The following is a 23528-nucleotide window of genomic DNA, read 5'->3' as shown; positions in this document are numbered from 1 at the left end:
GATCTCTCATCAGCATGTATTTATTAAGTAAAATTAGCCTGGCCGCCCAGGACTCCACATAATCCCACGCGCCGCATAACGCCGCATGTCCGTGTGCCCTGTTGCAATCCATATCCGAACGCCGGAGGGAACTGGGATCACGGCTTGACCGACCGCAGCACTGCCGAAACTAGCCCAGGYGATGCGCCAGCGGGAATGCGCACGATCGCCCGCTCGAACTCCACGACAATCGCCGTCCCAATGACCGGTGCCGGATCAGGATGCACCTGCACCTCGGCAAAGCCCTGCGCTGCCTACCCCCTGTCGCCGCCACCTGTAGATCTGGTTCGGCCGAAGATCAGCACGGCGGGCAATCTCCGCTACGTTCGCCCCCGGCGCCGAGACTGCCGCGACCAGCTCTCGCTTCTGTTCGTCGCTCCACACCCGGCGCCGCTCCGGCCCTGAAATTACTGTGATCTGGCTCATCGCACCGTCCTTAGTATCGGTGCAAACACCGGCGCTTGCACCAGTGCCATCTCGAAATATCAGCCGATCACCGCAAGGCGGCCCTCACCGGCTTGCGATTACCCATAAGTATTTGAATCACTTACCGGCCTGAGCACGAAATTTGTTGAATCGGATGAATCGCTTATGATTCATTCACGGGCACCATGGTGTGTTCGTGAGGTGGGCGATGTCGGCCGGAGGGGATAAACAGCGGGCTCTGGGTGACCATTGGTCGCACAATGAAGTTGATCAGGCGGCGTTCAAGGATGCTCGCCTTGGGCGCCGGTTCAGCGATCTTCTCTGCCGTCTGAGCGACAGAATGGGAGGGACGATCCCCCTCGCTTGCCAGGATTGGGCGGGCACCAAAGCCGCATATCGGTTCTTTTCAAACCCGAAGGTGGAAGAAGGAGAGATTCTCTCGGGCCACATGGCGGCGACCAAGGCGCGGTATGCAGCATCCGAAGGGCCGATCCTGGTGCTGCAGGATACGACGGAGTTCACCTACCAGCGTCGAAATCCGCATGACATTGGCTTTACCAAGAGCGTCAACAGCGGCCGCGACAAGGATGGCCGTCTCCGGCATCACGCTGTGTGCGGAATACTGATGCACTCCAGTTTGGTTGTCACCGAGGAGGGACTTCCCCTCGGCCTCGCGGCGGTCAAATTCTGGAACCGTGACAAGTTCAAGGGCACCGCCCAGCTCGAGCGGAAGATCAACCGGACGCGGATTCCAATCGAAGCAAAGGAAAGTGTCCGCTGGCTCGATAATCTCCGCCAGTCGGTTGCTCTGCTGGGACAGCCAGATCGCTGTGTCCATGTGGGAGATCGAGAGAGCGACATTTATGAACTTTACTGTCTGGCCAAGAATCTCGGCACCCACTTCGTTGTCCGCACCGTTGTTGACAGGCTTGCTGGTGATGGCGACCACACCGTCAAAAGCGAAATGCATGAGGCACCATCTGCGGGCACCCATAGTATCGATGTGAGGGTCGATGACGATACGATCGAGCGCGTGACCCTCGATATCCGGTATAAACGGATCCATGTCCGACCGCCTATCGGGAAGCAAAAGCGCTACCCGGAGCTTGATCTGACAGTGATCCACGCGTTGGAAGTCGGCGTTCCATCAGGCCGCAAGCCGATCCTGTGGAAGCTCGTCACCGATCTGGAAGTTGCCGACCTCGATGCAGCGATCGAAAAAATACGTTGGTGCTCATTGCGCTGGAAGATCGAAGTCTTCCACAAAATCCTGAAATCGGGATGTCGTGCCGAGGATGCCAAGCTTCGCACAGCCGATCGTCTGACCAACCTTGTTGCGTTGTTTTGTATCGTTAGTTGGCGGGTCTTGTGGATGACCATGATGGCACGCACCGTTCCTGAGGCCAGCCCAACAATCGTGTTTACGGCGACAGAAATCACCATTCTTGATCGCATCATTGCCGATAGCGGAAATCGCGGTGCAAAGCCGGGTACGCTCCAGCTCTATCTCAACAAACTATCGCGACTTGGCGGTTATCTCTCGAGGATGTCCGATCCACCACCCGGAAACACGGTCGTCTGGCGCGGACTACGACGCCTCATCGATATCCAGATAGGCGCCGAGCTCGCGACTTATGGGTAATCGCAAGCCTCACCGGAGCGATACGGCTCTCCCGCATCCATTCTTCCATATCGGCAACCAGCGGTGCGCTGAGCTACTGCCGAAGGGCGAGGCGCTCCTGGGCCGGTCTGCCGTCGATTCTGTTGAAAAACTCGCCGAGGTCGAAGCTCGCCGACGCCACGTGTAACATTCGTACGTTCAGATATGCCCCCGCGACATTTTTGATCACCGATGCGCTTAGGATGTGAACATATTATAACTCTGCGGCCGCTGAATGACGCCACTAGAGTTTTTCAACAAAATCGATCGATGGTGGTCGCCCGCCCTTGTTCCGGGGGCCGCGTCGCAGCGCCGCCACCAGCGGACCCCGGAATAGCTCAAAGTCCACCACCCCCGACAGCCGTTCCAACGGATCGCCCGCCGCGCTCAACGCCTCATATCGGTCCGAAAGATCAAAGAAACCCGGCTGTCCCGCCATCCAAGCCTCCGCTGTCATACCAAGACATTGAATCATCTCAGGTGAGAGAACGCCACCGGTTTTTCGAGATGTCCAGCTTGGAGGAAAATCCGGGGATCAGGTCACAGGCGCTTTATTCGCTGTCGGATGATGCAACGGAATTCCAGATCAAGGATCGGCTCTCGTTCCAGCGTTTTCTGGGCCGGGGGCTTGACGGAACGGTGCCCGATGCAACGACGGTGTGGTTGTTCCGGGAGCGCCTGGTGAAGGCCAAAGCGATCGACAAGCTCTTCGCCCGCTTCGATGCCGCGCTAACGGACAGGGGCTATCTCGCCATGGGCGGGCAGATCATCGATGCGACGGTCGTGCCCGCGCCCAAGCAGCGGAATACCCAGGAAGAGAAGGCAGCAATCAAGGAAGGCCGGATCCCGGAACGCTGGAAAGACAAACCCGCAAAGGTCCGGCAAAAGGATCGTGATGCGCGCTGGAGCGTGAAGTACACCAAGGCTAAGGTGAAGGAAGGCACCGATTCCAAGGCGTTCAAGCCGGTCGATCTTGCCATCCCGATGTTTGGCTACAAGAACCATATCGGTATCGACCGCACGCACGGCCTGATCCGCACTTGGGACGCAAGCGCCGCCAATGCCCATGACGGCGCCCGGTTGCCCGACCTGGTGAGCCGCGCCAACACTGCCTCGGGCGTCTGGGCGGACACGGCCTATCGCTCGAAGAAGAACGAGGCGTTCCTGGCCAAGGGCATGTTCAAGAGCAACATCCACCAGCGAAAGCCGCACCGCCGGGCAATGCCCGAGCGCATCGCGCGCGCCAATGCAAAGCGCTCAGCCGTGCGCTCGTCGGTCGAGCACGTGTTCGCCGGGCAGAAGCATCGCATGGGCCTGTACGCACCATCGGCATCGCCCGTGCCCGCATAAAGATCGGAATGGCGAACCTGGCCTATAATTTCCAACGGCTTGCCTGGCTCGATGGGCGTACTGCGTCCGCATGACGGCAAACAGCGCTGAGACGGCGCCAGTCACGCAGAAAATCAGTAAATCCTACAGGGTTATGAAACCGCCGAAGGCCTGCTCACCCCTGCTGCTGCTGCAGGTCGCGGCTGAATAGGCGGTTCTTCGAGGTGTCCAGCTGGAATTCTTTGCCTGCAGATAACAATGGCGGCGATATTTTCAACAAAATTCGATGTGTACTGATCAGGCATATATCGAACGAGGCGCAGTTCGAAAATGCTTTTGGTGTGCTCGAGTAGCGAGTAACAGTCTGCAAAAATTTAGGCCGTCGAATCACCCTGGCTGGTGACTCAAATGAGGAAATAGCGTTGATTATGAAGCTTGATCGTGGCCGTTTGGTGCGTCGTCCATTGGGTCTGGCGATGCTCATATGCTCACCTTCGTTGTTGGCGGGGTGTAGCATGATGAGCGCTTCCGGCCCATCAATTGCGAACATACGAAATTCTGCTGAAAGCAAAACGGGTTCTTCGGTCTATTTAATTGATTTGGATATGAAGCGAGCGAATGCGGCACAGGCCGCGCAACGCTTTCCTCGCTTTTCCAGTTCGCTATCTGAGGCGGCTCCAGTCGGAACTGTGATTGGAGCAGGCGATGTACTGAGCATTTCTATTTGGGAAGCCCCTCCCGCAGCGCTTTTCGGTTCCGTCGCTTCATTATCGAATCGCCCATCAGAAGATGGAAGTTCTGCGCTCAATAGCGCAAATGTGACCATCGCTCGTGCTTCGGCATTTCCCGACCAGGTCGTCAATAACGATGGTGTGATCTCGGTACCCTTCGCAGGCCAACTTTCCGTCATCGGCCTGACGACGCATCAGGTGGAGACCGAAATCACCCGCAGGCTCCGCAATAAAGCACATTTGCCACAAGTAATGGTAAGCTTCGCTCGTAATGCTACTAAAACTGCGACGATTGTTGGTGAAGTAGAGCGCAGCGGTGTAATACCGCTGACCGGTAAAGGTGAGCGCGTTCTGGATGCATTGGCCTTATCTGGAGGAACACGTCAATCAATTGAAAAGATGACTATTCAAATCAATCGGGGAAATATTGTAGGCTCACTGCCTCTTGAAGCGATTATCCACGATCCTCTGCAAAATATCATTTTAGCTCCGGGCGATGTCATCACCGCTTATTACCAGCCACTTAGCTTCACGGCTCTTGGAGCTACGGGGCAAAATAAAGAGGTGCAATTTGAAGCCACAGGCTTGACGCTTGCCCAGGCTTTGGGGCGCGTTGGCGGATTGGACGATCAGAAGGCAAATCCTTCAGGTGCGTTCATTTTTCGATTTGAGGACCCGGATTTCCTCGCCCGCCTTCCAATGCATTCAACGTCAGAGAGTGGGAAGCTACCGAGCAGCCAGGTACTCGGCGAGGCAGGGCTAATCCCCGTAATTTATCGGATCGACCTTCGTGACCCTGCATCTTTTTTTGCTGCACAGGTTTTCGCTATTAAAAATAAAGATATTATCTATGTCTCGACCGCACCGATTGCTGATGTTCAAAAATTTGTAAATATAATTTCTTCGTCTGTTTTCCCTATTGTTAGCCTTTCAAATTCATTGAACAATAATTAACAGCGTTTAGAACTTACGGAATTTCTCATGAAAAAGCTCATCGCCTTTGATCTTGATGGAACTCTTGCCGAGAGTAAGCAGCCACTTCAAGCTCCCATGCAGAAAGCGCTTTCAAATCTCCTTTCAGTCGCGCATGTGGCAGTTATTTCTGGCGGTGATTGGCCACAGTTCGAAAAGCAAGTGGCGAGCCGCTTGCCCGTGCAGGCTGATTTGTCGAGACTTTGGCTGATGCCAACCACCGGAACTAAGCTATTCACATATAAGGGTGGAAGCTGGAGCGCTGTGTATGCTGAATTATTCCACGAAGCGCAAAAGAAGGAGATCCTTGAGGCCTTCGACGCTTCGCTTACGGCAACGGGCTTTGTTCCGGAGAAAGTATGGGGCGAACGCATAGAGGATCGCGGTAGCCAGATCACCTTTTCCGCCTTGGGCCAGCAGGCGCCAATCCATGCAAAGGAAGTATGGGATCCCGATTTTGCCAAGCGCAAGATCATACAGGCTGATTTGCGGTGGCGCCTGCCCGAGCTATCGATCAACATGGGCGGGGCAACCTCGATCGACATCACGCGTGAGGGTGTCGACAAAGCATATGGTCTCCAGAAGTTACACGACGAAAGTGGCATTTCACTGGACGACATGATGTTCATCGGCGACGCAATTTTTCCTGGCGGTAATGATTATCCAGCGAAGGAATTGGGTCTTGATACGGTACGCGTGCGTGATCCTGAGGAAACGCTGGCTGTCATTGCTACGATAGTCGCCTGTCAAAAATGAGGTGCTCCCTCCTCCGAGATCGTCTTCCCACCCAGTTCGAGTGCGGCCCCGAGGGGGTTATGAGACCTGTGCGCGGGTGGGCGCAGGGCATTGCGATGGCCAAGTTTTTCCGAATGTTTGGCCTTGCCAGCGCCAGCTTCGATGTGGCCGGCTCTGCCTCCGCTGTCGCGTTCCGGCAGTGAATCACCTCAAGCCGTCAAACGCCACCGGTTTTTCAAGGTGTCCGGCTTCCAGCCCTTGGGGATACGGCCTTCCTTGATCGCCGTCTTCTCCTCCTGCGTGTTGCGCTGCTTGGGTGCGGGCACGACGGTGGCGTCGATGATCTGCCCATCCATGGCCAGATATCCCCGATCCTTGAGCGCGGCATCTAAGCGCGCGAATAGCCGGTCGATTGCCTTGGCTTTTACAAGCCTCTCGCGGAACAGCCAAACTGTGGTCGCATCAGGCCCCGTGCCTTCCAGGCCAACACCCAGGAAGCGCTGGAACGAGAGCCGGTCCTTAATCTGAAACTCGGTCGCCTCATCGGACAGTGAATACAAGGCTTGCAGGACCAGGATTTTGAACATCAGCACCGGATCGAATGGTGGTCGCCCGCCCTTGTTCCGGGGGCCGCGTTGCAGCGCCGCCACCAGCGGACCCCGGAATAGCTCAAAGTCCACCACCCCCGACAGCCGTTCCAGCGGATCGCCGCCGCGCTCAACGCCTCATATCGGTCCGAAAGATCAAAGAAACCCGGCTGTCCCGCCATCCAAGCCTCCGCTGTCACACCAAGACATTGAATCATCTCAGGTGAGAGAACGCCACCGGTTTTTCGAGGTGTCCAGCTATGTCACACTCGCTGTCGGAACAAAGAGTGTGTTTGTTCTAACGCTTTCTGATGAGCTATTTTTTGGGGTCGATCGCTTCCTCATCACATATTACTCTCGAAGCATCGGCAATTTCCGAACGGATGTCGAGCCCTCTGGTAGGTGCAGCTCTAGTTGCACTCTCCTCAATCAAATGACGGAAAAAAATGCGCATCACATGTGCCACTCCGGCCGGATCTATCGACCGCAAGTCATCCTCATAATAGCGGTTGCCATTGGATAAGCTCGTAATGATTTCATAAGAAGGAAAGTACATTGTCTGATGAAAGTTCGCGCAAAGATCTTCCGCTGCTGCCCGAAGTGCAGATTTGCTGTATGTATTGGATATGAGAATGTGACGATCAACACTAGTAGCAATCAGTGGGACCGGTGACACTGTAAGAATTATACGTGAATCTGGATTGACCTCACGAATAATTTCTATTGCTTCCTTCATATCCACTATAATCTCACTTACAGTGAGATTTCGAAATTCATACAATTCTGGATCCCAATCGCCACCGGCAACGCCCGGGGCAATAGGCACCGCCATACCATCCGGCTTATGAATCCACGTCTCCGTCAACCCAAGGGTAAAAATAAAAACATCCAATTCTCGAAATAATTCTCTTACTGCCTCAAGATGTAATTCACGTGCATATTGAAGATCTTGAATATTTAAAAACCCGCTTTCATTAATCTGCGGACGGAATGGATCAATATATGCTCCATCTGAACGTGTCCAGGCAGATAGTTCCGGGGAAAGCCCATAGAATGCTCGTTTGAGCAACTGAACAAATTGACGAGATGTATAGACATTGCCGTAGCGTGCAGAAAAGACACCGTAATTTTCGGCCTGGGCAGCTTCAACTGGCATGTCGGAAGGAGCCTGCTCCGTGACAAAATAATTAAACCCGACCCGGGTAAGGTTCCGGCTTATATGCTGAGCAAAACAGGAGCCCGCAGTTGCTACTTTATCGTGACGCGTAATTTTGAAAGGAACAACTGTTACCGGATCGAGGAGAAACGGCGGGGTTCCTACCAACGCTCGACGCCAGAAACGATAAGGCGCCGCACCGGTAAAAGGTGTCACCCTCATTTTAGAGGATGCTTTTTCAGCGGCGACCTGAGTTTGCGGCCTTTCAATCGGAGTGTCCATGGTGATCGTTAAACCTCCTCGGTTGCAGACTTACTATGCCGCCGCTATATTCGAAATGAAGCGGCATAATTCTTCATCAGCCAACCATCCGTCTACACGATCAGATCTCAGGCTCTTCGAGGTGAAATATCCATAGGAGGCCATGCTTTCGGCCACGAAATTCCAAAGAGTCAAATATTGCCTCACATTGCCTCCCGCATGATTGGGCCGCCTGAATACCTGACTACCTGAAAAACCCATGTGCGCAGCAATCTCCGGATAGACCGGCCAGACCGCATCGGCCTGAGCGCTATCCTGAACATACCCAAGACAGTTCGGCTCCTGAATCCGGACACCCTTATCGTTTAGCAAGGCACGAGCTAAATCTGCGAGCACGTAAATTTTTGCATGATTGATTGAGTGCATGAAACACCCAGACCGGACCCACTTTGCAAGCAAATTGCCGAGAGGAAACTCAGCTTCTTCTCCGCACTTTAATAGTGCATCTACGGAATCCTGCCAGGTGTCGAAATAGCCCAACCGTTTATATACGGGCTCCGAAAATAGTTTGAGTGCTCCGCATGTATCAATTCCAAGTTTGTAGGCAAGTAACGAAATAGCAGAACTGTATGGACCGATCGGCGAATTAAAAAACGATGTTTCTTGGCCATCCACGGCAATATATATTAGATCTGGATGAAACGCGGGGAACACAATTATCGGAAACAGGCGAGCCTTCGGGACATTGTTTTTCAACTCAAGAAAGTTTTTTATACCTGTACCAAGCAGCTCTACGTCGTGACTGAATACGTAATCAAAGCCATTTAGGTCTTGGATAAAGTCAGCATCATTTTCATGCCAACGGGAAATTTCCCAAGACAAATATGATTTTACATAAGAGTCAGGCAGCATGCCGCGCATGCATTCGGCGACACCAAGCGCCTGACAATTTCCAATGACCGCAATTCTTGGCATAGCTCCACCTGTAAAAGCCAACGATTAGAAGAGCTAAGCGTTCCACGATAAGGCAACGCCTAGAGCGATTTTCGCCCGTTTTGAATCTTTGGGGGATTTCCCCCGGTCCGATTGCGTGATTGTCATGTTCGTGGTCAAGATCGGAGGTCGAGCTTGTTCGCTCCGCAATGGCGGCGAGGGCTTGTAGCGCTGCGCATGGTAGGAAGCGGCGCCGTTGGACGACGGTTGATCAGACTGTGATGCGCGGATTGGATACCGCAAGACCGCGTATTCGTCGCGGGCCTGCCTCTGTCTCAAGTCGGGCGTCGGCGTTCACCGGCCACAGAATCACATCGAGGGATGCCCTACCGTGCCGCCGCTTCCATTGATGAGCAGCGCAGTGTTGTTTAGCGTAGGTACTCCTTTTGCTGCTGCGGATTGATTAGACTGGTTGTTCAAGGCTGGTCGCGATGTCCCAGACGAAGGGGCCAATTCGCGTGCGATGCCGACGTTGACGACATTCGCCGGTTTGCCGGGGCGGGTCATGCGGCGAGGCGACAACTGGGCGGTCATCGCCACGCTCATCGAAAACTGCAAGCTGAGCGGCATCAATCCTCATGACTGGCTGACCCAGACTCTAACCGCGCTCGCCCACGCCCATCCCGCCAATCGCGTTCATGAACTCATGCCCTGGATCAACGTGGCTGAGAACACCGGTTACCCTTCCTACGCAATCAGACAGAAATCACCCGGTTTTTCGAGGTGTCCAGCTTCATCCGTGGCGGACGCGCCAACGTGCGGCAGGCTCTTTATATGCCGGCCCTCGTCGCCGCCCGGTACAATCCCGACCTCAAGGCAAAATATCAGCAGCTCGTTACTGCCGGGAAGCCCGCCAAGATCGCCATCACCGCCGTCATGCGAAAGCTCGTCATCACCGCAAACGCACTGCTCAAGGCGGATAGATGCTGGGCGCAATCTCAGGCTTGATCATCACGGATACTCTAGTCCGCCTAGTCTTCCGAAGATAGAAACAGAATAGCCTGCATCTTTCCATTGCTTTGTGTCCAAATCTTTTCTTTTTTCTCGTGCATTGCCAGCCAAGCACGCCCGTAGTTGCGGCGTTCTTCCAGATATCGATTGCGTAAATCCCACCCACCCGCAACAGGGGATCTGAATTGTTCGTGCATGACGGTGAGTTCAGGCTGATTTTTCTCTAGCCGTTCAACTTCTAATTCGTCATTAATATCTACAATCTGGCAGTGAACTTGTGGTAATGCAAGGAGAGCCCGAAGCACTGCGCGGCGTCCACCCTCCTCATATAGACGTTCGAAATAGAAAACTTCCAATGCGGTAGGATCACGCTTCAGCAGCGAGCGCGTTGCGGTGAACAGGAACTCGTTACCAGATAGCTGCCAGAAATCAGATAGACAGTATAAAGTTCGCTCGAAATTTACATGCCCAACAATAGGATGATCAAGAAGACAATAATCAGAAATTCTAATATTTGCAATCCCGAGTTTGTTAATTATGCTTGCGTAGCGAGCTTGCGCCGAAACGTCTTTCGAAATTTCAGATACATTGCTTACGGTGGGAAAAATATTTCCCAAGCTGCTCTCAAAAAGGTGGGTCGGCAAGCTTAATACGGAGAAAATATTTAGATCTTCTACATAGCCATGCCCTCGGTGACCACTGGTTCCCAATAGGGGAATTCCTTCTGATTCTTCTTCCCAGAATTTCGATAAGCGGTTTCCAATGTCAGCCGCAGTTTTAGCATCGAAAATAACGGGCTCGCCCGCATCATATATTTGGATTGCTGGAGCAAACGGCAGAACATTTTTTTGCCGAAGAAGAGAAGTAATCAAGACAGAAATTTGGTCAGTACGGCTAGGGCTTTCCAATGCATGGACATTCATTTTCCACAAATTACTTACATATATACCATCATAAAGGTCCGGATCTCTCTTCAAGATACTCCGGTAGGCATTTAGAAAAGCTTCATACGCCGTCGGGAATAGGAAGTCAGAAAGTTCGTAATGATCGCGCCAGTATTCAATCTTAGGAACCGACGAATATGTCTGTTCAAAAAGGCCCGGATATTGTTGACGTAGCTTTGCAATTTGCCGGAACCGTTCTGGCGACCGAGCTGAAGATTCTTCAAATGAGATAATCGTACCGGTGCGATAACGCACTCGAGAGACGAATGCCGCGAAGGGGCAACGAGCTAATGACAATGCACAAAACGTGTTGGCACTAATCAATTGTGCGAGCCCATCTTCCGCCTGTATTTCATCTAGGTCTGTGACAAGGCGCACCATTTCCCGGGTCATCGGATGATCGTGCCCGTAGCGGATAGACCGCTGACATGCTGCATCATATTTCTTATCATCGCGCAGATGTGCAATGATTGCTGGCAGATCATGTTCGTCTGCAAATAATGCCCACTGTCTGAGATCCAAGAATGGATTATGGGGTGGCAGGATGACCGGCTTGCCGAAGTTCATCGCAAATCGCGCTGTCCCACTATTATTCCAGTGGTCATAGTCATATTGAGGGAGATAATGATAATCTGCTTCCGATAGACGGATCGCGAGTTCACTATCGTCGACCCAGCCCGTGCCAATGTTGCAACGAATCGTGCGTTCAGTCAGCAACTCTTCAAGCTTTGCAATATCATGCGGCGAGCCAGCAACAGAACCAACTAGTTTTCCCTTCACGCGCTCGGCGAGGGTGAGCAGAGCGTCGAAGTTTTTGCCTCCAAACTGGAAGAAGCCGAAAAAGCCAATCGTCGGATAGTCGCGGGAGAATAGCTGCTCGCCGGCAGGTGTTCCATTATTCACAGCCGCCGACGCGATAGGTTGCATACCGTGTTCGACCCGAGCGATATTGAAGGTCTTAGCCGCTGCTTCGATCGTCGTAGCGATTGGAATAGGGCTTTCCATCAAAAACTGCTGCCTAGGGAACATCACCGTGTTGTCGACATCAAGTAGCGAATGCATGAAAATGATAGGACGACAGTTATGCGTTGCGAATAGGGACAGCAGGCAACTTACCATGTCGGACGTAGCTTCGCCTTCCGACAATTCGGGATTATAACCGTCGAACAACCCTGGGCCGTGGTTAACAACAACCACTGCATCCTTAAGAATAGAAGCGTCGAGCAATGCCACTTCCTGGGTCGTGCGCAACCGCAGGGTTTCGAGACCTGATTTCTCGATGGAATCCGCAAGGTAGCGCGCATGTTCACCAATCCCGCAGCGCTTGAAAAAGCTAGGGCACACCACGATAGCGCGCGACGGTCGCGTTTCAGCCAGAGTGGCGAGAATTTCGCGACCTTGCCGGTAGCCATAATGTCGATAATGTTGTTCGGCCGAATGGATGATGCCGAGTTCTTCCAACTGGCGAACGTCAGCGAACCGGCTGCGGTATCGATCGAAGAACGAGGCATCCTTCTCACCAGCAACCTGATGGTTCTGCTCCAAGCGAGTTACCACATGTGTGAGTGCCCGATCCTGAACGCGGAGCATTTCTGTGCGCGCCACTACATCAAGACCCAACATCTTCAGCTCAAAATTGACGTGCCGGTTGTCCGGGTCGAGCTTGAAAGCATCAAGATAGGTAATGGCTGCCCGTTCGCTATTTCCATTCGATTTAAAAATATGGCCCAGATGCAAGCGAGCATCGGCATCATCGGGGCGTAAAGCAACTGCCTTACGATAGGCCGCTTCTGCATCGCCAAGCTGGCCCAACTCCTTGAGGGCGTGTCCGTATTGCACCCATATCGGCGCGAGGTGGGGATTTTGCTTGAGGCCGCGATGATATGCTGCGGCAGCAGCCTCCCAATCACGGCGGTCGCGTGCCCGGTCACCGCGTGCAATGTCTCTTACCTTTAGCTTTCTAAGAGATACTCTCAGTTTCATTAGGTTCCCCTCGGTAGCTGGATTACTGCATCAGAGAGTTGTAAATAGAAATCGTATCATCCAAGTTCCCTCCCCGGATAATACGTCCTTCGTGCAATATATATGCTTCAGAGCAATGGCTTCTTATATAACTCTCGTCGTGAGATACTATTATCATTGCGCGATCAGCACGCTTTACAAAAAGTTCATCATGACATTTTCGCTGAAAACGCACATCGCCCACAGCCATAATTTCATCAATTAGGAAGCAATCAAACTCAATTAGCATGGAAATTGCAAATGCTAGGCGTGCTCGCATGCCTGAAGAATATGTCTTAACAGGCTCTCGCAAATAACGTCCGAGTTCTGAAAATTCCTGGACATAGGCTTCGGCATCTTTGGGGCTCTGGCCATATATACGGCAAATAAAACGAATATTATCAAGACCAGTCAACGACGCTTGGAAGGCGCCACCAAACGCTAGAGGCCATGACACGCTCATGTTCCTCGTGATCGCACCACTGCTTGGTCGTTCCGCCCCACTTATGATGCGGATTAACGTCGATTTGCCCGCGCCATTGCGGCCGAGAATACCTACTTTTTGTGAAGGCATTACCGAAAAGCTGACATCATCCAGGACGAGTGCTCGCCCAGAATGTGTCGGATATTCTTTCGAAACATGAGCAAGGGATATCATTCGGGTATAACTGTCCGGCTGATTTTGCGCATTTGGGCGAAGCCAAGCACAGTTAATATTGCAGAGAAAGTGGCCATGTATCCGACATCATAGTGTGCTCGAATTTCACTACCGAAAAAACCGTCGCGAACGAATTCGACACCATGAACCATTGGCAAATAGAGAATATATTTTTGAGCCTCCACTGGCCAAGAATCGACCAGAAAAGCTGCACCAGATAAAGGGAAAAGTAGGTAGGAAAAGGGATGCCAGAACTTGTCCACAAGTTCCGACTGTTCTGCCAGTGCACCCAGAAGGATGGCAAGCGCAGCGCCGAACCAAGCAAGCATGAACCAGCCTTCAATCACCTTGGCGACATCTTCTGGAGGCTTAAGCCAGCCAATTGCGATGAACATGATGCTCAGGCCCATGAAGGACGAGGTAGCACCCATTGCCTCGAGCAGCAGGCGGGAGAAAAATATATCTTCTACCCGTACTTGCCGGTGAAACAGTAGTGAAAGGTTTGGCTGGATCGCGCCAATGCAACGCCCTGGCATATTCCGCCAGAGCAGCACGCTAGAATAGCCGGTAATAGCGAAAGCTACGATAGGGAGGCTTGACCCGTGGGTGGCTTTTGTGACCGTCCAGAGAGTTGTCACTCCCAACGTGAAAATCATCGGCTCTGCGAACAGCCATAGGAAGCCTATATTATGTCGACCGTAACGGGTTAGTACCTCCCGAAGCAGAAGAGCACCGATAACACGCCGCTGTATCAGCCAGCTTGTTTTGAGTTCGCTGAAGCGGGCTAACGTCTTCATCACTTATCCCAATTTCTTAACCGCCAGAAACGGGATTTCTTAGCCTGCGCCTGCCGGATGCTTACTCCTTTAAAATACATAAGATAACTGCCTTCTCGCACGATGGCTACCCGAAACTCCAATCTATCTCGATCTCTTTCTACGGTGAAAGGGATCGAGGCAGCGAGCTTCCCTCGGCGCCGCACGTTGATTCTGCGGCTTGCCAGAATATTATCACCTTCGCCGCAAACATCGATGCCTACGCGCCCGCTCTGATGCACGTCCTTCACATCAAAGTGAAATATCACTTCATAGCGTCCATGGTCGCACGGAGCAAAGGGGCCATATATAATGTGACCTAACCGGCGGCGGAGGCCATTTATCAGTAAGCCATTCGAATCTGTGTGAATGTCCAGAAAATCAAATTTAGCTGCCGACAGCCATACTATCTCGCGAAATCCGTCAAACTCTCGCGACAGGTCAATTTTGCCTATCTGATTAGATAGGAGATAGTCATACGCCTTTAGGTCATAGCTGGTTACGAAACGATAGGGATCATCGACGCAGTCGGGGTTGATTTGGTGACCGGCGGAAGACCGTGAATTTTTCAAATTGAGCAACCATCGGGAAATTTCTCCGGATACCAGAGCAGCGTCGCCTTTAAGGCGAAACATCTTGTCTGCGCTACTGATCCCCAATATCTGCTTTGTGATTACCGATGTGGAATAATCGGAGGCAATCCGATGTTGAAGCTCGATAACCCGACTTCGCATAACTTCATTTCGGGTTGCAAGAATAGCCTCAGCTAGTTGGGCGTCCGTACCGTTAACGAAACAAAGCGGATGATCTTTTGTCAATTCGATTAATGCGGTGGTTGCGCGAGCCACGACAGGAAGACCAACGTGCATTGCCTCGAAGATTGGCAAGCCAAATCCCTCATGCTCGGACATGCATAGATAAGTTGTCGAAGTTGCATAGAGTTGAGACAGCTGTGCCTCATCTATTTCGCCGTGAAATACGATCCGAGCGGAAGATGCCTGAGCTCGTTGGTTCAATTCGGCGTTGAATTGCCGCATACCTTCATCGCGTCGGCCAGCAAAATGGACCTCCACTTCCACGCCATGACGTTTGGCGAGGATGTCGGCGACGCGCATGATGTGAAAATGTCCCTTATGAGGCACCACGCGACTAACGAACAATAGCCGGATGATCTCATCCTGTGAGGGATGAGCATCTGGCATGCCGGTGGAGATTGCCGATGCTTCTCGGGTTGAGGCATCCAAATATCGACTTGCCGGGAGTACGGTTCTTATTCTGTCAGGATCGCCACCAAGTTGCTGTAATTGTTGGGCAGTATAGTCTGAATTAACCCAATAGAAAATATGCGCATGTTCGCATAGCCCAGCTATTGTCTGAAATCCTCGGACAGAGCGCTCAGCAAACCGGAGGGCTTCAGGGATATAGAACCAAGGCGGCGTATTATTGTGCCAGCGCAGAATAACGCGAATAGGAGATCGCTCGATAAACTCGTCAAATGCAGGCCAACCATCACAATAGTGATAGATGGTGATAAAGCTGTCATCAACGCTGGAAAAAAACAGAGAAATTGGTTCAATGTTGATGTCGGGGTAGAGCGACTGATTGAAGCGTTCGGAGAAAACCCGGACCTGCCCAGGGTATATTTTTTCTAATACCCGAGCCTGGAAAACCGCATCATAGCCAATTGAATCACTTCGTTCAAATAGACCCTGTGAAACAATTGCTATGGTGCGGTTGGAAGGCAATCCTCCGAGCTGCTCGAAAGGCATTAGTGATTGTGCTCTTTTACGCCTGCCAGCAGCATACTCAGAATTCCCCATGCGATCAATCCGAGTACCAGCGTAGCAAGAACTCCGCGCAGTCGGCGGGGCTCAAGTGCGCTATCGGGGCGGCTAGGCTGAACGATGCGCTCTACATAAGCCTGCTTGCGGCGGGCTTCATTGCGAGCTTCCTGCAATGCCGCCATCGCCGCGCCGAGTTGACGGTCCGCAAACTGACTTTCCAACTGAAGTCGTTGAAACTTCGCGGCTGCGGCGGCCAGTGACCTGCGATCGCCTGCAACCATGCCCAACTGGCGGTCAATCTCGCCTGAAAGCTCTTTAGACCGAGTTATCAATGAAGGAATCTGCGGGTTCTCAGGTGTAAACCGTCGAAGTTGAGTCACTTGCATTTGGGTTGCAATCAATTCGTCCTGTAGTTTGGAGATCATCTGCAATTGAACTGTTGCTTGTTTCTCCGGATCGACGACTCCCTCGCGGTTTCGGTAATCTGACAGCGCCAGCGCAGCGTTTGATGCTTCGTTCTTGGCTTCGCTTACTTCGCTTTCGGCATATTGTATCAGGTCATCCCGTCCACGACGGTTTAGTCTGTTTACCAACGCCTCGGCTTGCTCAAGTAGCCCTTCATTTAGCGCAAGTGCATCCTCTGGCTTAAAAGCACGTACGGTCAGCGTATTTATAGAAGAAGCTGTTTCATGCTTCACTTCTACTTTGTTCCGATAATATCTATAAAGGTCTTCAAACGATCCGTTTGCGCCCAAAGGATTGAAACGATCGAATATCGAAATGGACGAATTTCCGTAAGCCTTTTCCACAAATTTTGTTTTGTTTAGAGCAGCGAGAGCGTCGCGCGATTCAACATAATCTTGTGATGCATAAATTTCGTCGCCCGCGTTGGCAAAGCCTGCTCCTTTCAAAAAGGAGCCAAGCGGAGAAGCTGCTGGCTTCTCAGGACTGCGCACAACAAAACGAGACTCAGATATATATACATCTGACGCAAAAAGGCCAAAGTATAATAAAGAACAAAAGGTCGGAATTATGACACAGATTATAAAAAGGCCATCAATCTTATTGTATAGGTTCTTTATACGCGCGATCATGCTAAAAAGCTCTCAATTTCGCTTGGGTGGTAGATGGCCGCTCTTGAAAAGTCTAGAGCATTTTCATGCCTGCAGTCCTCAGCCCCTGCCTATGCTGGGAGGGTGGAAGTGGCGGTGCTGGGCCCCTATGCGGTGTAGGGAATAGTGCATCGGGGGTGCCTTGGGCAAGATGGGGCCAGAATCGATGCGCAGGACGGGTGAAAGCGAGAGTGATGAACGCTTCGGTCGTTTTTTTGACCAATTTGTCGAACCAAGCGTCGCGACGCGCTGCAATGATAATTGGTGTTTGTTTCCCCAACCCCTCACCCTGTGTCACAACCAGACAGCTAAGAGCGAATGACTGCCGTCATGCGTTGCGGCGTGTATTTTCAACATAGGGCCACGTGCCACGCAAAACGCTTTGGGCTGCGTACTCGTCTGTAAGACACGGACCCTCGGTAATGAACCGTTGCGTAGGCAAAGCCGGTTTAACGCTGGAGTCCTGAGTAACGTCCATTCCCGTCATCAAGTCATGGCTATTCAAGTTCTCTTGCCCGCATTCCGTAGCGGCGGCTGGTGGCGACGGAATGCTGGGCGCTGATTCATCTCCGAGATAAAAGCGTTTCCATGGTTAATCGAGACTAGGGGCCTTAGCGGGGAGGATGCTGTCACATTAGGAAAAGGACATCGTCATATCCATGATGCGCTACCAGATCTTCAGTTTGTGCGCGGCTAAGCATTTGCGGGTCATCCAAACCCTTAAACCTCCAGGGGCTGTAGCCAAAGGCCGCCATCTGCCGCAGCAAATCATCTACGGAATGTCCTGAAACTCCGCTCAGACCATCTCCATTGATCTCCATGATGATCTTCGGTCGGTGCTTTCGCAAAAGATCAGCGCCGCCTGCAATCGCGAGCGGTTCGGCACCTTCTATATCCATCTTTATAAGATCGATCCGCGGTACATCCGCGAGAAGAACGTCTAAGGGCAGCGCGGGCACGACATTCTTGTTGGTATTTCCTGATAATGGGGCAATACTGAGGCCGCCTACATTCCCCTGCTCACTTACGCTCATCTCGACCACGTCGATCCTGTCTGAAACTGCGTAGGGCTTCAATGAAATGACATCCGCAAGGCCTGACTTGACGATTGACGCGCTGATATGAGGAACAAGTGTTGGATTGGCCTCTATAGCGATGACGCGTCCGGAGCCACTGCGGGCGAGGAAGTCTCCAGCCAACAGCGAGAACCAGCCTATGTTCGCACCGACATCCAGGAAGGTGTCGCCTGGGCGAAGCATCTTAAGTATTTGGCGGCCCACCGCCGGTTCCCAATCCCCCGTCAACATGATCGTCTTGGAAACGGCAGCATCGGACAAGCAAAGCTGAATCTGCCGACCAAAGTAAGTTGGCCGCTGAACCCATACGCTCCCGAGGCGCGGCGTGATACTGTCGTACAGCGTACTTCCAGCTTCGGCGGAACTGACCATCTCTTTGCGGAGGGCAGCCAGATTTGGATACCGATTGCAGGCATCCTCATAATTTAGATCTTCGTCCGGCTCACGGCCGAGGATTAGGCGGTACGCCGCACGCACATCATCAGCGGAAATCACAGGTCGATGCTCGTGCTGCGAGACTGACTGCGCATTTTGACCATATCTAGGTTTCGGGTCCAATCTGTTGCCGGGGAGTTTGTATACATTGCTTTCCGAACGTCTTGCGTGAAAGCAGCATAAGCGGGGTGTTCCTGATAGGTTCTCCAGAAGGCATTAGCCTCCAGATTGGCTTTCGTGCGTTCAGTCGTACGGGACAAAATCGCGTCTCCACCTTAAACAACGTCAGGATGAGTCTTGGTCGTCTATCGTCTGGGTAGGAGCGGTGTCTAGTTAAAATTTGGTAGTGTGCGGCAAGTCCTGCAAATAGCGGCTGGTCATGCTGGCTAGGCGGCTTGTCGCAGTCGACTTTCTTCATCTCCTTGAGGTCATTCATATTGAGGTAGCGGTTGTCCGAAGACGGCATCGAGTGCCTTCGCGACCTGCTCAGCGAGCATAAACGCGATCACCAGTAGCCCGCGGTCTTCACCGAATGCCTACACAAGGTGCGCCCTTCCGCTGCTTGAAACGGACCGATAGAAGCCATCCGCCGACGCATCTGTTATAATCAAGATGTATTAAGAAATGAGCCTGCGTGCGGCACCATCAGGTGCCGAATTTCGGCAGGGTAGAAACTAATGCTCAGTTGCACTATTGTCAGGGTCGAAATCACCGCGAATGAAAGAGCCATTTTGGGAAAATCTGATCTTTTAGCCGAACGGGGCAAATTCCGGGCACGGGCGCTTGGCGTTAGAAGCAACCCTTTGACCCGTAATAGAAAAATCACCACCGCCCATCCGCCGCCTTGACATCGCAGGCATCACAAGTTCAATCCTTGCCACGCCCATCACCGCTCAGCCGGCGCGGTAGAAAGCGAATAGGGCCGGGTTCCCGCTCCCCTCCCCCATTCCCGGTTCGGCTTTGCCTGCATGGTGAAGCGCAACGTCCCGCCCTTGCGGATCTCCCCGTCCGCGATCCAGCTTCGCCGCAGCGGCCGTCCGTTTAGTTCGACCGCACCCACATAAACATTGGCGGCGGACAGATTTTCCGCCTCCACCGTGAAGCGCTTGCCGTTGGGAAGCGTCAGTACCGCGCGGCGGACGAAGGGGCGACCGATGACATATTGGTTCGATCCCGGCGTCACGGGATAGAAGCCCAACGCCGTGAACAGCAGCCAGGCCGACATCTGCCCCAGATCGTCATTGCCAGACAGTCCGTCGGGTGTCGGCTTGTACTGGCTCTCGACGATCTGCTTCAACCGCGCCTGCGTCCGCCAGGGCGCGCCCGCATAAGCATAGAGATAGGCGACATGATGGCTGGGTTCGTTGCCATGGATATATTGCCCGATCAGCCCGGCAATATCCTCCGCATGGCTGTAGTCGAGCTTCGACACATCATAGTCGAACATGGCGTCGAGCTTCGCGATCGCCCTGGCGTCGCCGCCCAGCAAGCGGAACAGCCCCGCCTGATCCTGCGGCACGAACCAGCTATATTGCCAGGCATTGCCCTCCGTATAATCCGAACCATAGTTGATCGCGGCCGGATCGAACGGCGTGCGAAAGCTGCCATCGGCCTTGCGCGCCCGCAGCCAGCCGCTCCCGACGTCGAAGCCGTTGCGCCAGTTGGACGAACGGGCGAGGAAGCGCTTCGCCACATCGCCGCGCCCCATGGCCTGCGCCATGCGGCCGATCACCCAGTCGTCATAGGCATATTCGACCGTCTTCGACGCCGCCTCCGGTTCCCGGTCGATGGGCACATAGCCCAGTTTCATATAGTCGCCCAGCCCGCCATAGGGCGCGTAATCCGCGCTGGCGACCATGGCGGCCAGCGCCTTGTCAGGATCAAATCCCCTGAAGCCCTTCAGATAGGCGTCCGCGATCACCGGCACCGCATGATAGCCGATCATCGTCCATGTCTCCCGCCCGGCGAACTGCCAGACCGGCAATATGCCGTGCGGGCTGTGTTCCCGGCTGGCGATCAGCGAGTTGACGACGTCGGAGGTCGTCCTTTCCGGCTGGACCAGCGTCAGCAAGGGATGTTCAGCGCGGAAGGTATCCCAGAGCGAGAAGGTCGAGCGAAAGGTGAAATCCTTCGCCGCATGAACCTGATCGTCCGGCCCCCGATAGCGGCCGTCGACGTCGCACCAGATGCTGGGCGCCAGCAGCGTATGGTAGAGCGCGGTGTAGAGATTCCTGAGCATCGGCTCCGGCGCATCCATCTCCAGCCGCCCGAGCGCCTGCCGCCATGCGTCCTCGGTTCTCCTCCGGACGGTGTCGAAACCGGCGCCTTCGGCATCGAGATTGGCGATGGCCCCGCCCTCATCCACCCCTGAAAGCGCGACCTGGACCTCCAACGGGCCATCGAGCCTGCCGAAGTCGAGCCTTGCCTCCAGCGCCTTGCCCAGCTTCTCGGCCAGCGCGTCGCTGCCCCGCCCCGGCGCCTGGAAGCCTTTATAGGGAACCGCCTGGTCCCGGTCGATGAAGGCATGATCCTTCAGGGGTGCGGAAAAACGCATGGCAAAGAACAGCTTGCGGCCCGCCGCCCATCCCCGCGTCTCGCGAAAGCCCGTCAGCGTGCCGTCCGGGTGGAGGTGCAGACCGGACCAGAGGATCTTGCCCGGATAATCGTAAAGAGAGGAGCGCAGGTCGATCAGCAGATGCGCCTCCCGCCCCGCCGGAAAGGCATAGCGGTGGATGCCCACCCGCTCGCCCGCTGTCAGCTCCGCCCGGATGCCGCTATCGGCCAGCGTCACCGCATAATAGCCGGGCCTGGCCGTCTCGCTGTCGTGTGAGAAGCGCTGGCGATAGCCGGAGCCCGCCTGTTTCGGATCGCCCGGATCGAGCCGGACGGCGCCCGTCTGCGGCATCACCAATATGTCGCCCAGATCGGAATGGCCCGCGCCGGAGAAATGGGTGTGGCTGAATCCCTGGATCGTCGGATCATGATAGCTGTAGCCCGCCGCATGGGCATAGCAGTCGCGCACCTGGCAGGTCGTATCGGTATCGGGCGAAAGCTGGACCATGCCGAAAGGCGCGGAGGCTCCAGGGAAAGTGTGGCCTTCCGGGCCGGTGCCGATCAGCGGATCGACGAAGCCCAGCGGATCGGCAGGCGTCTGCGCAGCGATGGGCCAGGCCGAAGCCGTCAGCAGCAGCGCGCAGATGAGCAGCGGCGCCCTCATCGGGCGGCAACCGGCACGGGGTTGAAGCACGGGTTTTGCCGGATCATGATCCATTGCCTCCAAATCATCGGGTTGCGTTCGTCGCGCCCTGCCCTGTTCTTCCCGCCCTGATAGCGGTCGGCAATGGAAAAGCCGCCATCCCATTGTACAAATGTTGAATTGGGCCACGCATGACGGTGCGCTCCGCACTTGCAGGGCCTGAGGCAATATGATTGGACGGCGATGATGGATGCTGAACCGATGCTGGCCGGAATCGAACTGGGCGGGACCAAGGTCCTGGTGCTCCGCGCGCGCGGCGGGACGATTGTCGACCGGGAGACGATAGCGACCACGACGCCGCGAGAGACGCTCTCCAGAGCCGTCGCGGTGCTGAAACGCTGGCATGCGGAGGCGCCCATCGCCGCCATCGGAATCGGCAGCTTCGGCCCGCTTCGGCTCGACCGCCGCGCCCCGGACTTCGGCGTCATGCTGCCCACGCCCAAGCCCGGCTGGGCGGGCGCGGACATATTCGGCACGCTGACCGCGCCCTTCGATTGCCCCGCGATGATCGACACCGACGTCAACGGAGCCGCTCTGGCGGAGCTGCGCTGGGGCGCGGGCGCGCTGGGGGACGCGCCCTCCGACAGCCTGTGCTACATCACGATCGGGACCGGCGTGGGCGCAGGGTTCGCGTTCAACGGCCGCACCGTCCATGGCGCCATGCATCCGGAAATCGGCCATATCCGTGTTCCGCGCGCTCCCGGCGACGGCTTTGCGGGCCGTTGCCCCTTTCACGGCGATTGCATCGAGGGTCTGGTGTCCGGGCCCGCGCTCGCCCACCGCTTCGGCACGCCGGGCCATGAGATCGATCCCGCCGACCCCCGATGGGACGATGTCGCCAGCGACATCGCCCATCTCGTCTCCACCATCCTGCTGGGCACCGCGGCGCGACAGGTGCTGATCGGCGGCGGCGTGGGCATGGGGCGGACCGGTCTGCTGGCGAAGGTCCGTCGAAACGTCGTCGTCCAGCTTGGGGGCTATTTGCCGCATGTCGACGATTCCAGCATCGGCCGGATCGTCATGACGCCGCTGCTTGGCGATCAGGCCGGTCCTTTGGGCGCCGTGGCCTTGGCCATGGATGCGCTGAGCGCGGAGGGCGTCAGTTGACGCCCTTCTGCCGGAGGAGCAGCGGCAGGACCATCATCGGCGCGACCATGGCGATCACGCTGGCGACCAGCAGATCGTCGACCCACCGATAGACCGTCGTGAAGAACATCAGGAAGGCCATCGTCGCCAGAACGGGAAGGATCAGGGGAACCACCCCGCCCCCCATCCGCCGGCCAAGGACGCCGATCGCATCATCCATATGGCCCCTGCGGCGCTGGCCTTCAGGGCGTGCGCCGCCGGCGCCGCTTCTCATCGGCCGGTTCATGTCCTGATCCTCACTGATCTGATCGGTTTCATATAGAAACCAATAAACGAACTTCCAGACGGGAAGATCGATACGGACCGTTTCCGATCTCGACAGCCAGGCGGACGCGGGTGGGATGTCCCGCACTTCCGTTGACCGCTAGGCAGTAGTGACGATTTAATCATTTGAGCCATAGCATGATGCTGGCGAGTTTGACGAAGCCGAGGAAGTTTGCGGCGAGTTTGTCATAGCGTGT

Annotated in this window: 16 protein-coding genes and 5 pseudogenes; 7 read left to right on the top strand and 14 right to left on the bottom strand. The window is 54.5% G+C overall.

The window, feature by feature from the left end:
- Nucleotides 1–255: 255 nt before the first annotated feature.
- On the bottom strand, nucleotides 256–465 hold the full coding sequence (locus tag A0J57_RS26725; RefSeq protein ID WP_201030964.1) for a transposase: 210 nt from the start codon (nucleotides 463–465) through the stop codon (nucleotides 256–258).
- A 208-nt stretch (nucleotides 466–673) separates the two neighbouring features.
- Between A0J57_RS26725 and A0J57_RS23525 the strand changes: the two genes are divergently transcribed.
- Entirely contained in the window at nucleotides 674–2107 is a 1434-nt protein-coding gene (locus tag A0J57_RS23525; protein WP_061940276.1) for an IS4 family transposase, read from the top strand.
- A 289-nt stretch (nucleotides 2108–2396) separates the two neighbouring features.
- Here A0J57_RS23525 and A0J57_RS23520 read toward each other — a convergent pair.
- Nucleotides 2397–2564: pseudogene (locus A0J57_RS23520) on the bottom strand (IS5/IS1182 family transposase); the annotation flags it as partial.
- Nucleotides 2565–2668: 104 nt separating this feature from the next.
- On the opposite strand from A0J57_RS23520, the pseudogene A0J57_RS23515 reads away from it, so the two are divergent.
- The 3 genes and pseudogenes from A0J57_RS23515 to A0J57_RS23510 form a co-directional block, all read left to right on the top strand.
- Nucleotides 2669–3549, top strand: a pseudogene (locus tag A0J57_RS23515) (IS5 family transposase); the annotation flags it as partial.
- 333 nt (nucleotides 3550–3882) lie between these two features.
- Nucleotides 3883–5139 (top strand): polysaccharide biosynthesis/export family protein, encoded by a 1257-nt coding sequence (locus tag A0J57_RS25680; protein ID WP_076605754.1) that lies wholly within the window; start codon nucleotides 3883–3885, stop codon nucleotides 5137–5139.
- A gap of 27 nt (nucleotides 5140–5166) precedes the next feature.
- On the top strand, nucleotides 5167–5913 hold the full coding sequence (locus tag A0J57_RS23510; RefSeq protein WP_061940269.1) for an HAD-IIB family hydrolase: 747 nt from the start codon (nucleotides 5167–5169) through the stop codon (nucleotides 5911–5913).
- A gap of 236 nt (nucleotides 5914–6149) precedes the next feature.
- Here A0J57_RS23510 and A0J57_RS23500 read toward each other — a convergent pair.
- From A0J57_RS23500 to A0J57_RS26195, 4 genes and pseudogenes are all read right to left on the bottom strand, one after another.
- Nucleotides 6150–6661: pseudogene (locus A0J57_RS23500) on the bottom strand (transposase); the annotation flags it as partial.
- Between the two features lie 134 nt (nucleotides 6662–6795).
- The gene (locus A0J57_RS23495) at nucleotides 6796–7917 is read right to left on the bottom strand and encodes a GSCFA domain-containing protein (protein ID WP_201030963.1); all 1122 of its coding nucleotides are present in this window, start codon (nucleotides 7915–7917) and stop codon (nucleotides 6796–6798) included.
- Nucleotides 7918–7950: 33 nt separating this feature from the next.
- Complete coding sequence (locus A0J57_RS26200) at nucleotides 7951–8871, bottom strand: WcbI family polysaccharide biosynthesis putative acetyltransferase (protein ID WP_153017883.1); 921 nt, start codon at nucleotides 8869–8871, stop codon at nucleotides 7951–7953.
- A gap of 327 nt (nucleotides 8872–9198) precedes the next feature.
- Nucleotides 9199–9459 carry a hypothetical protein gene (locus A0J57_RS26195; RefSeq protein ID WP_153017882.1) on the bottom strand — a complete coding sequence of 87 codons (261 nt, stop codon included), beginning with the start codon at nucleotides 9457–9459 and terminating at the stop codon, nucleotides 9199–9201.
- Here A0J57_RS26195 and A0J57_RS27375 point away from each other — a divergent pair.
- Nucleotides 9434–9490 (top strand): annotated as a pseudogene (locus A0J57_RS27375) (hypothetical protein); the annotation flags it as partial. The gene A0J57_RS26195 and the pseudogene A0J57_RS27375 overlap by 26 nt on opposite strands.
- A gap of 134 nt (nucleotides 9491–9624) precedes the next feature.
- Nucleotides 9625–9837, top strand: a pseudogene (locus A0J57_RS25670) (transposase); the annotation flags it as partial.
- A gap of 23 nt (nucleotides 9838–9860) precedes the next feature.
- On the opposite strand, the gene A0J57_RS25665 reads toward A0J57_RS25670, so the two are convergent.
- The 7 genes from A0J57_RS25665 to A0J57_RS23460 all read right to left on the bottom strand — a co-directional run bounded on the left by A0J57_RS25665 (nucleotide 9861) and on the right by A0J57_RS23460 (nucleotide 21882).
- Nucleotides 9861–12767: a tetratricopeptide repeat protein gene (locus tag A0J57_RS25665; protein ID WP_076605753.1), complete on the bottom strand. Its 2907-nt coding sequence runs from the start codon at nucleotides 12765–12767 to the stop codon at nucleotides 9861–9863.
- 22 nt (nucleotides 12768–12789) lie between these two features.
- Complete coding sequence (locus A0J57_RS25660) at nucleotides 12790–13443, bottom strand: ABC transporter ATP-binding protein (protein WP_076605752.1); 654 nt, start codon at nucleotides 13441–13443, stop codon at nucleotides 12790–12792.
- The gene (locus A0J57_RS23485) at nucleotides 13440–14240 is read right to left on the bottom strand and encodes an ABC transporter permease (protein WP_061940261.1); all 801 of its coding nucleotides are present in this window, start codon (nucleotides 14238–14240) and stop codon (nucleotides 13440–13442) included. Before A0J57_RS23485 ends, A0J57_RS25660 begins: the two co-directional genes overlap by 4 nt.
- Entirely contained in the window at nucleotides 14240–16027 is a 1788-nt protein-coding gene (locus A0J57_RS25655; protein WP_158298518.1) for a glycosyltransferase family 4 protein, read from the bottom strand. The genes A0J57_RS23485 and A0J57_RS25655 overlap by 1 nt, the downstream gene beginning before the upstream one ends.
- Nucleotides 16027–17136, bottom strand: a complete 1110-nt coding sequence (locus A0J57_RS25650; RefSeq protein ID WP_076605750.1) for a hypothetical protein — start codon at nucleotides 17134–17136, stop codon at nucleotides 16027–16029. Before A0J57_RS25650 ends, A0J57_RS25655 begins: the two co-directional genes overlap by 1 nt.
- 647 nt (nucleotides 17137–17783) lie before the next feature.
- Nucleotides 17784–18725: an FkbM family methyltransferase gene (locus A0J57_RS23465; protein WP_153017881.1), complete on the bottom strand. Its 942-nt coding sequence runs from the start codon at nucleotides 18723–18725 to the stop codon at nucleotides 17784–17786.
- An 826-nt stretch (nucleotides 18726–19551) separates the two neighbouring features.
- Nucleotides 19552–21882, bottom strand: a complete 2331-nt coding sequence (locus A0J57_RS23460) for a GH92 family glycosyl hydrolase (RefSeq protein WP_061940253.1) — start codon at nucleotides 21880–21882, stop codon at nucleotides 19552–19554.
- A 240-nt stretch (nucleotides 21883–22122) separates the two neighbouring features.
- Here A0J57_RS23460 and A0J57_RS23455 point away from each other — a divergent pair, with 240 nt between their 5' ends.
- Nucleotides 22123–23028 (top strand): ROK family protein, encoded by a 906-nt coding sequence (locus A0J57_RS23455; RefSeq protein WP_061940274.1) that lies wholly within the window; start codon nucleotides 22123–22125, stop codon nucleotides 23026–23028.
- On the opposite strand, the gene A0J57_RS23450 is transcribed toward A0J57_RS23455, so the two are convergent.
- Nucleotides 23021–23293, bottom strand: coding sequence for a hypothetical protein (locus A0J57_RS23450; protein WP_226870480.1), 273 nt, complete (start codon nucleotides 23291–23293; stop codon nucleotides 23021–23023). The genes A0J57_RS23455 and A0J57_RS23450 overlap by 8 nt on opposite strands.
- Nucleotides 23294–23528: the final 235 nt, after the last annotated feature.

The organism is Sphingobium sp. 22B (assembly GCF_001580035.1).
Taxonomy (GTDB): Bacteria; Pseudomonadota; Alphaproteobacteria; order Sphingomonadales; family Sphingomonadaceae; genus Sphingobium; species Sphingobium fuliginis.
Note: the sequence above shows the minus strand (reverse complement) of the source record. Positions and strands in the feature narration are given on the sequence as shown.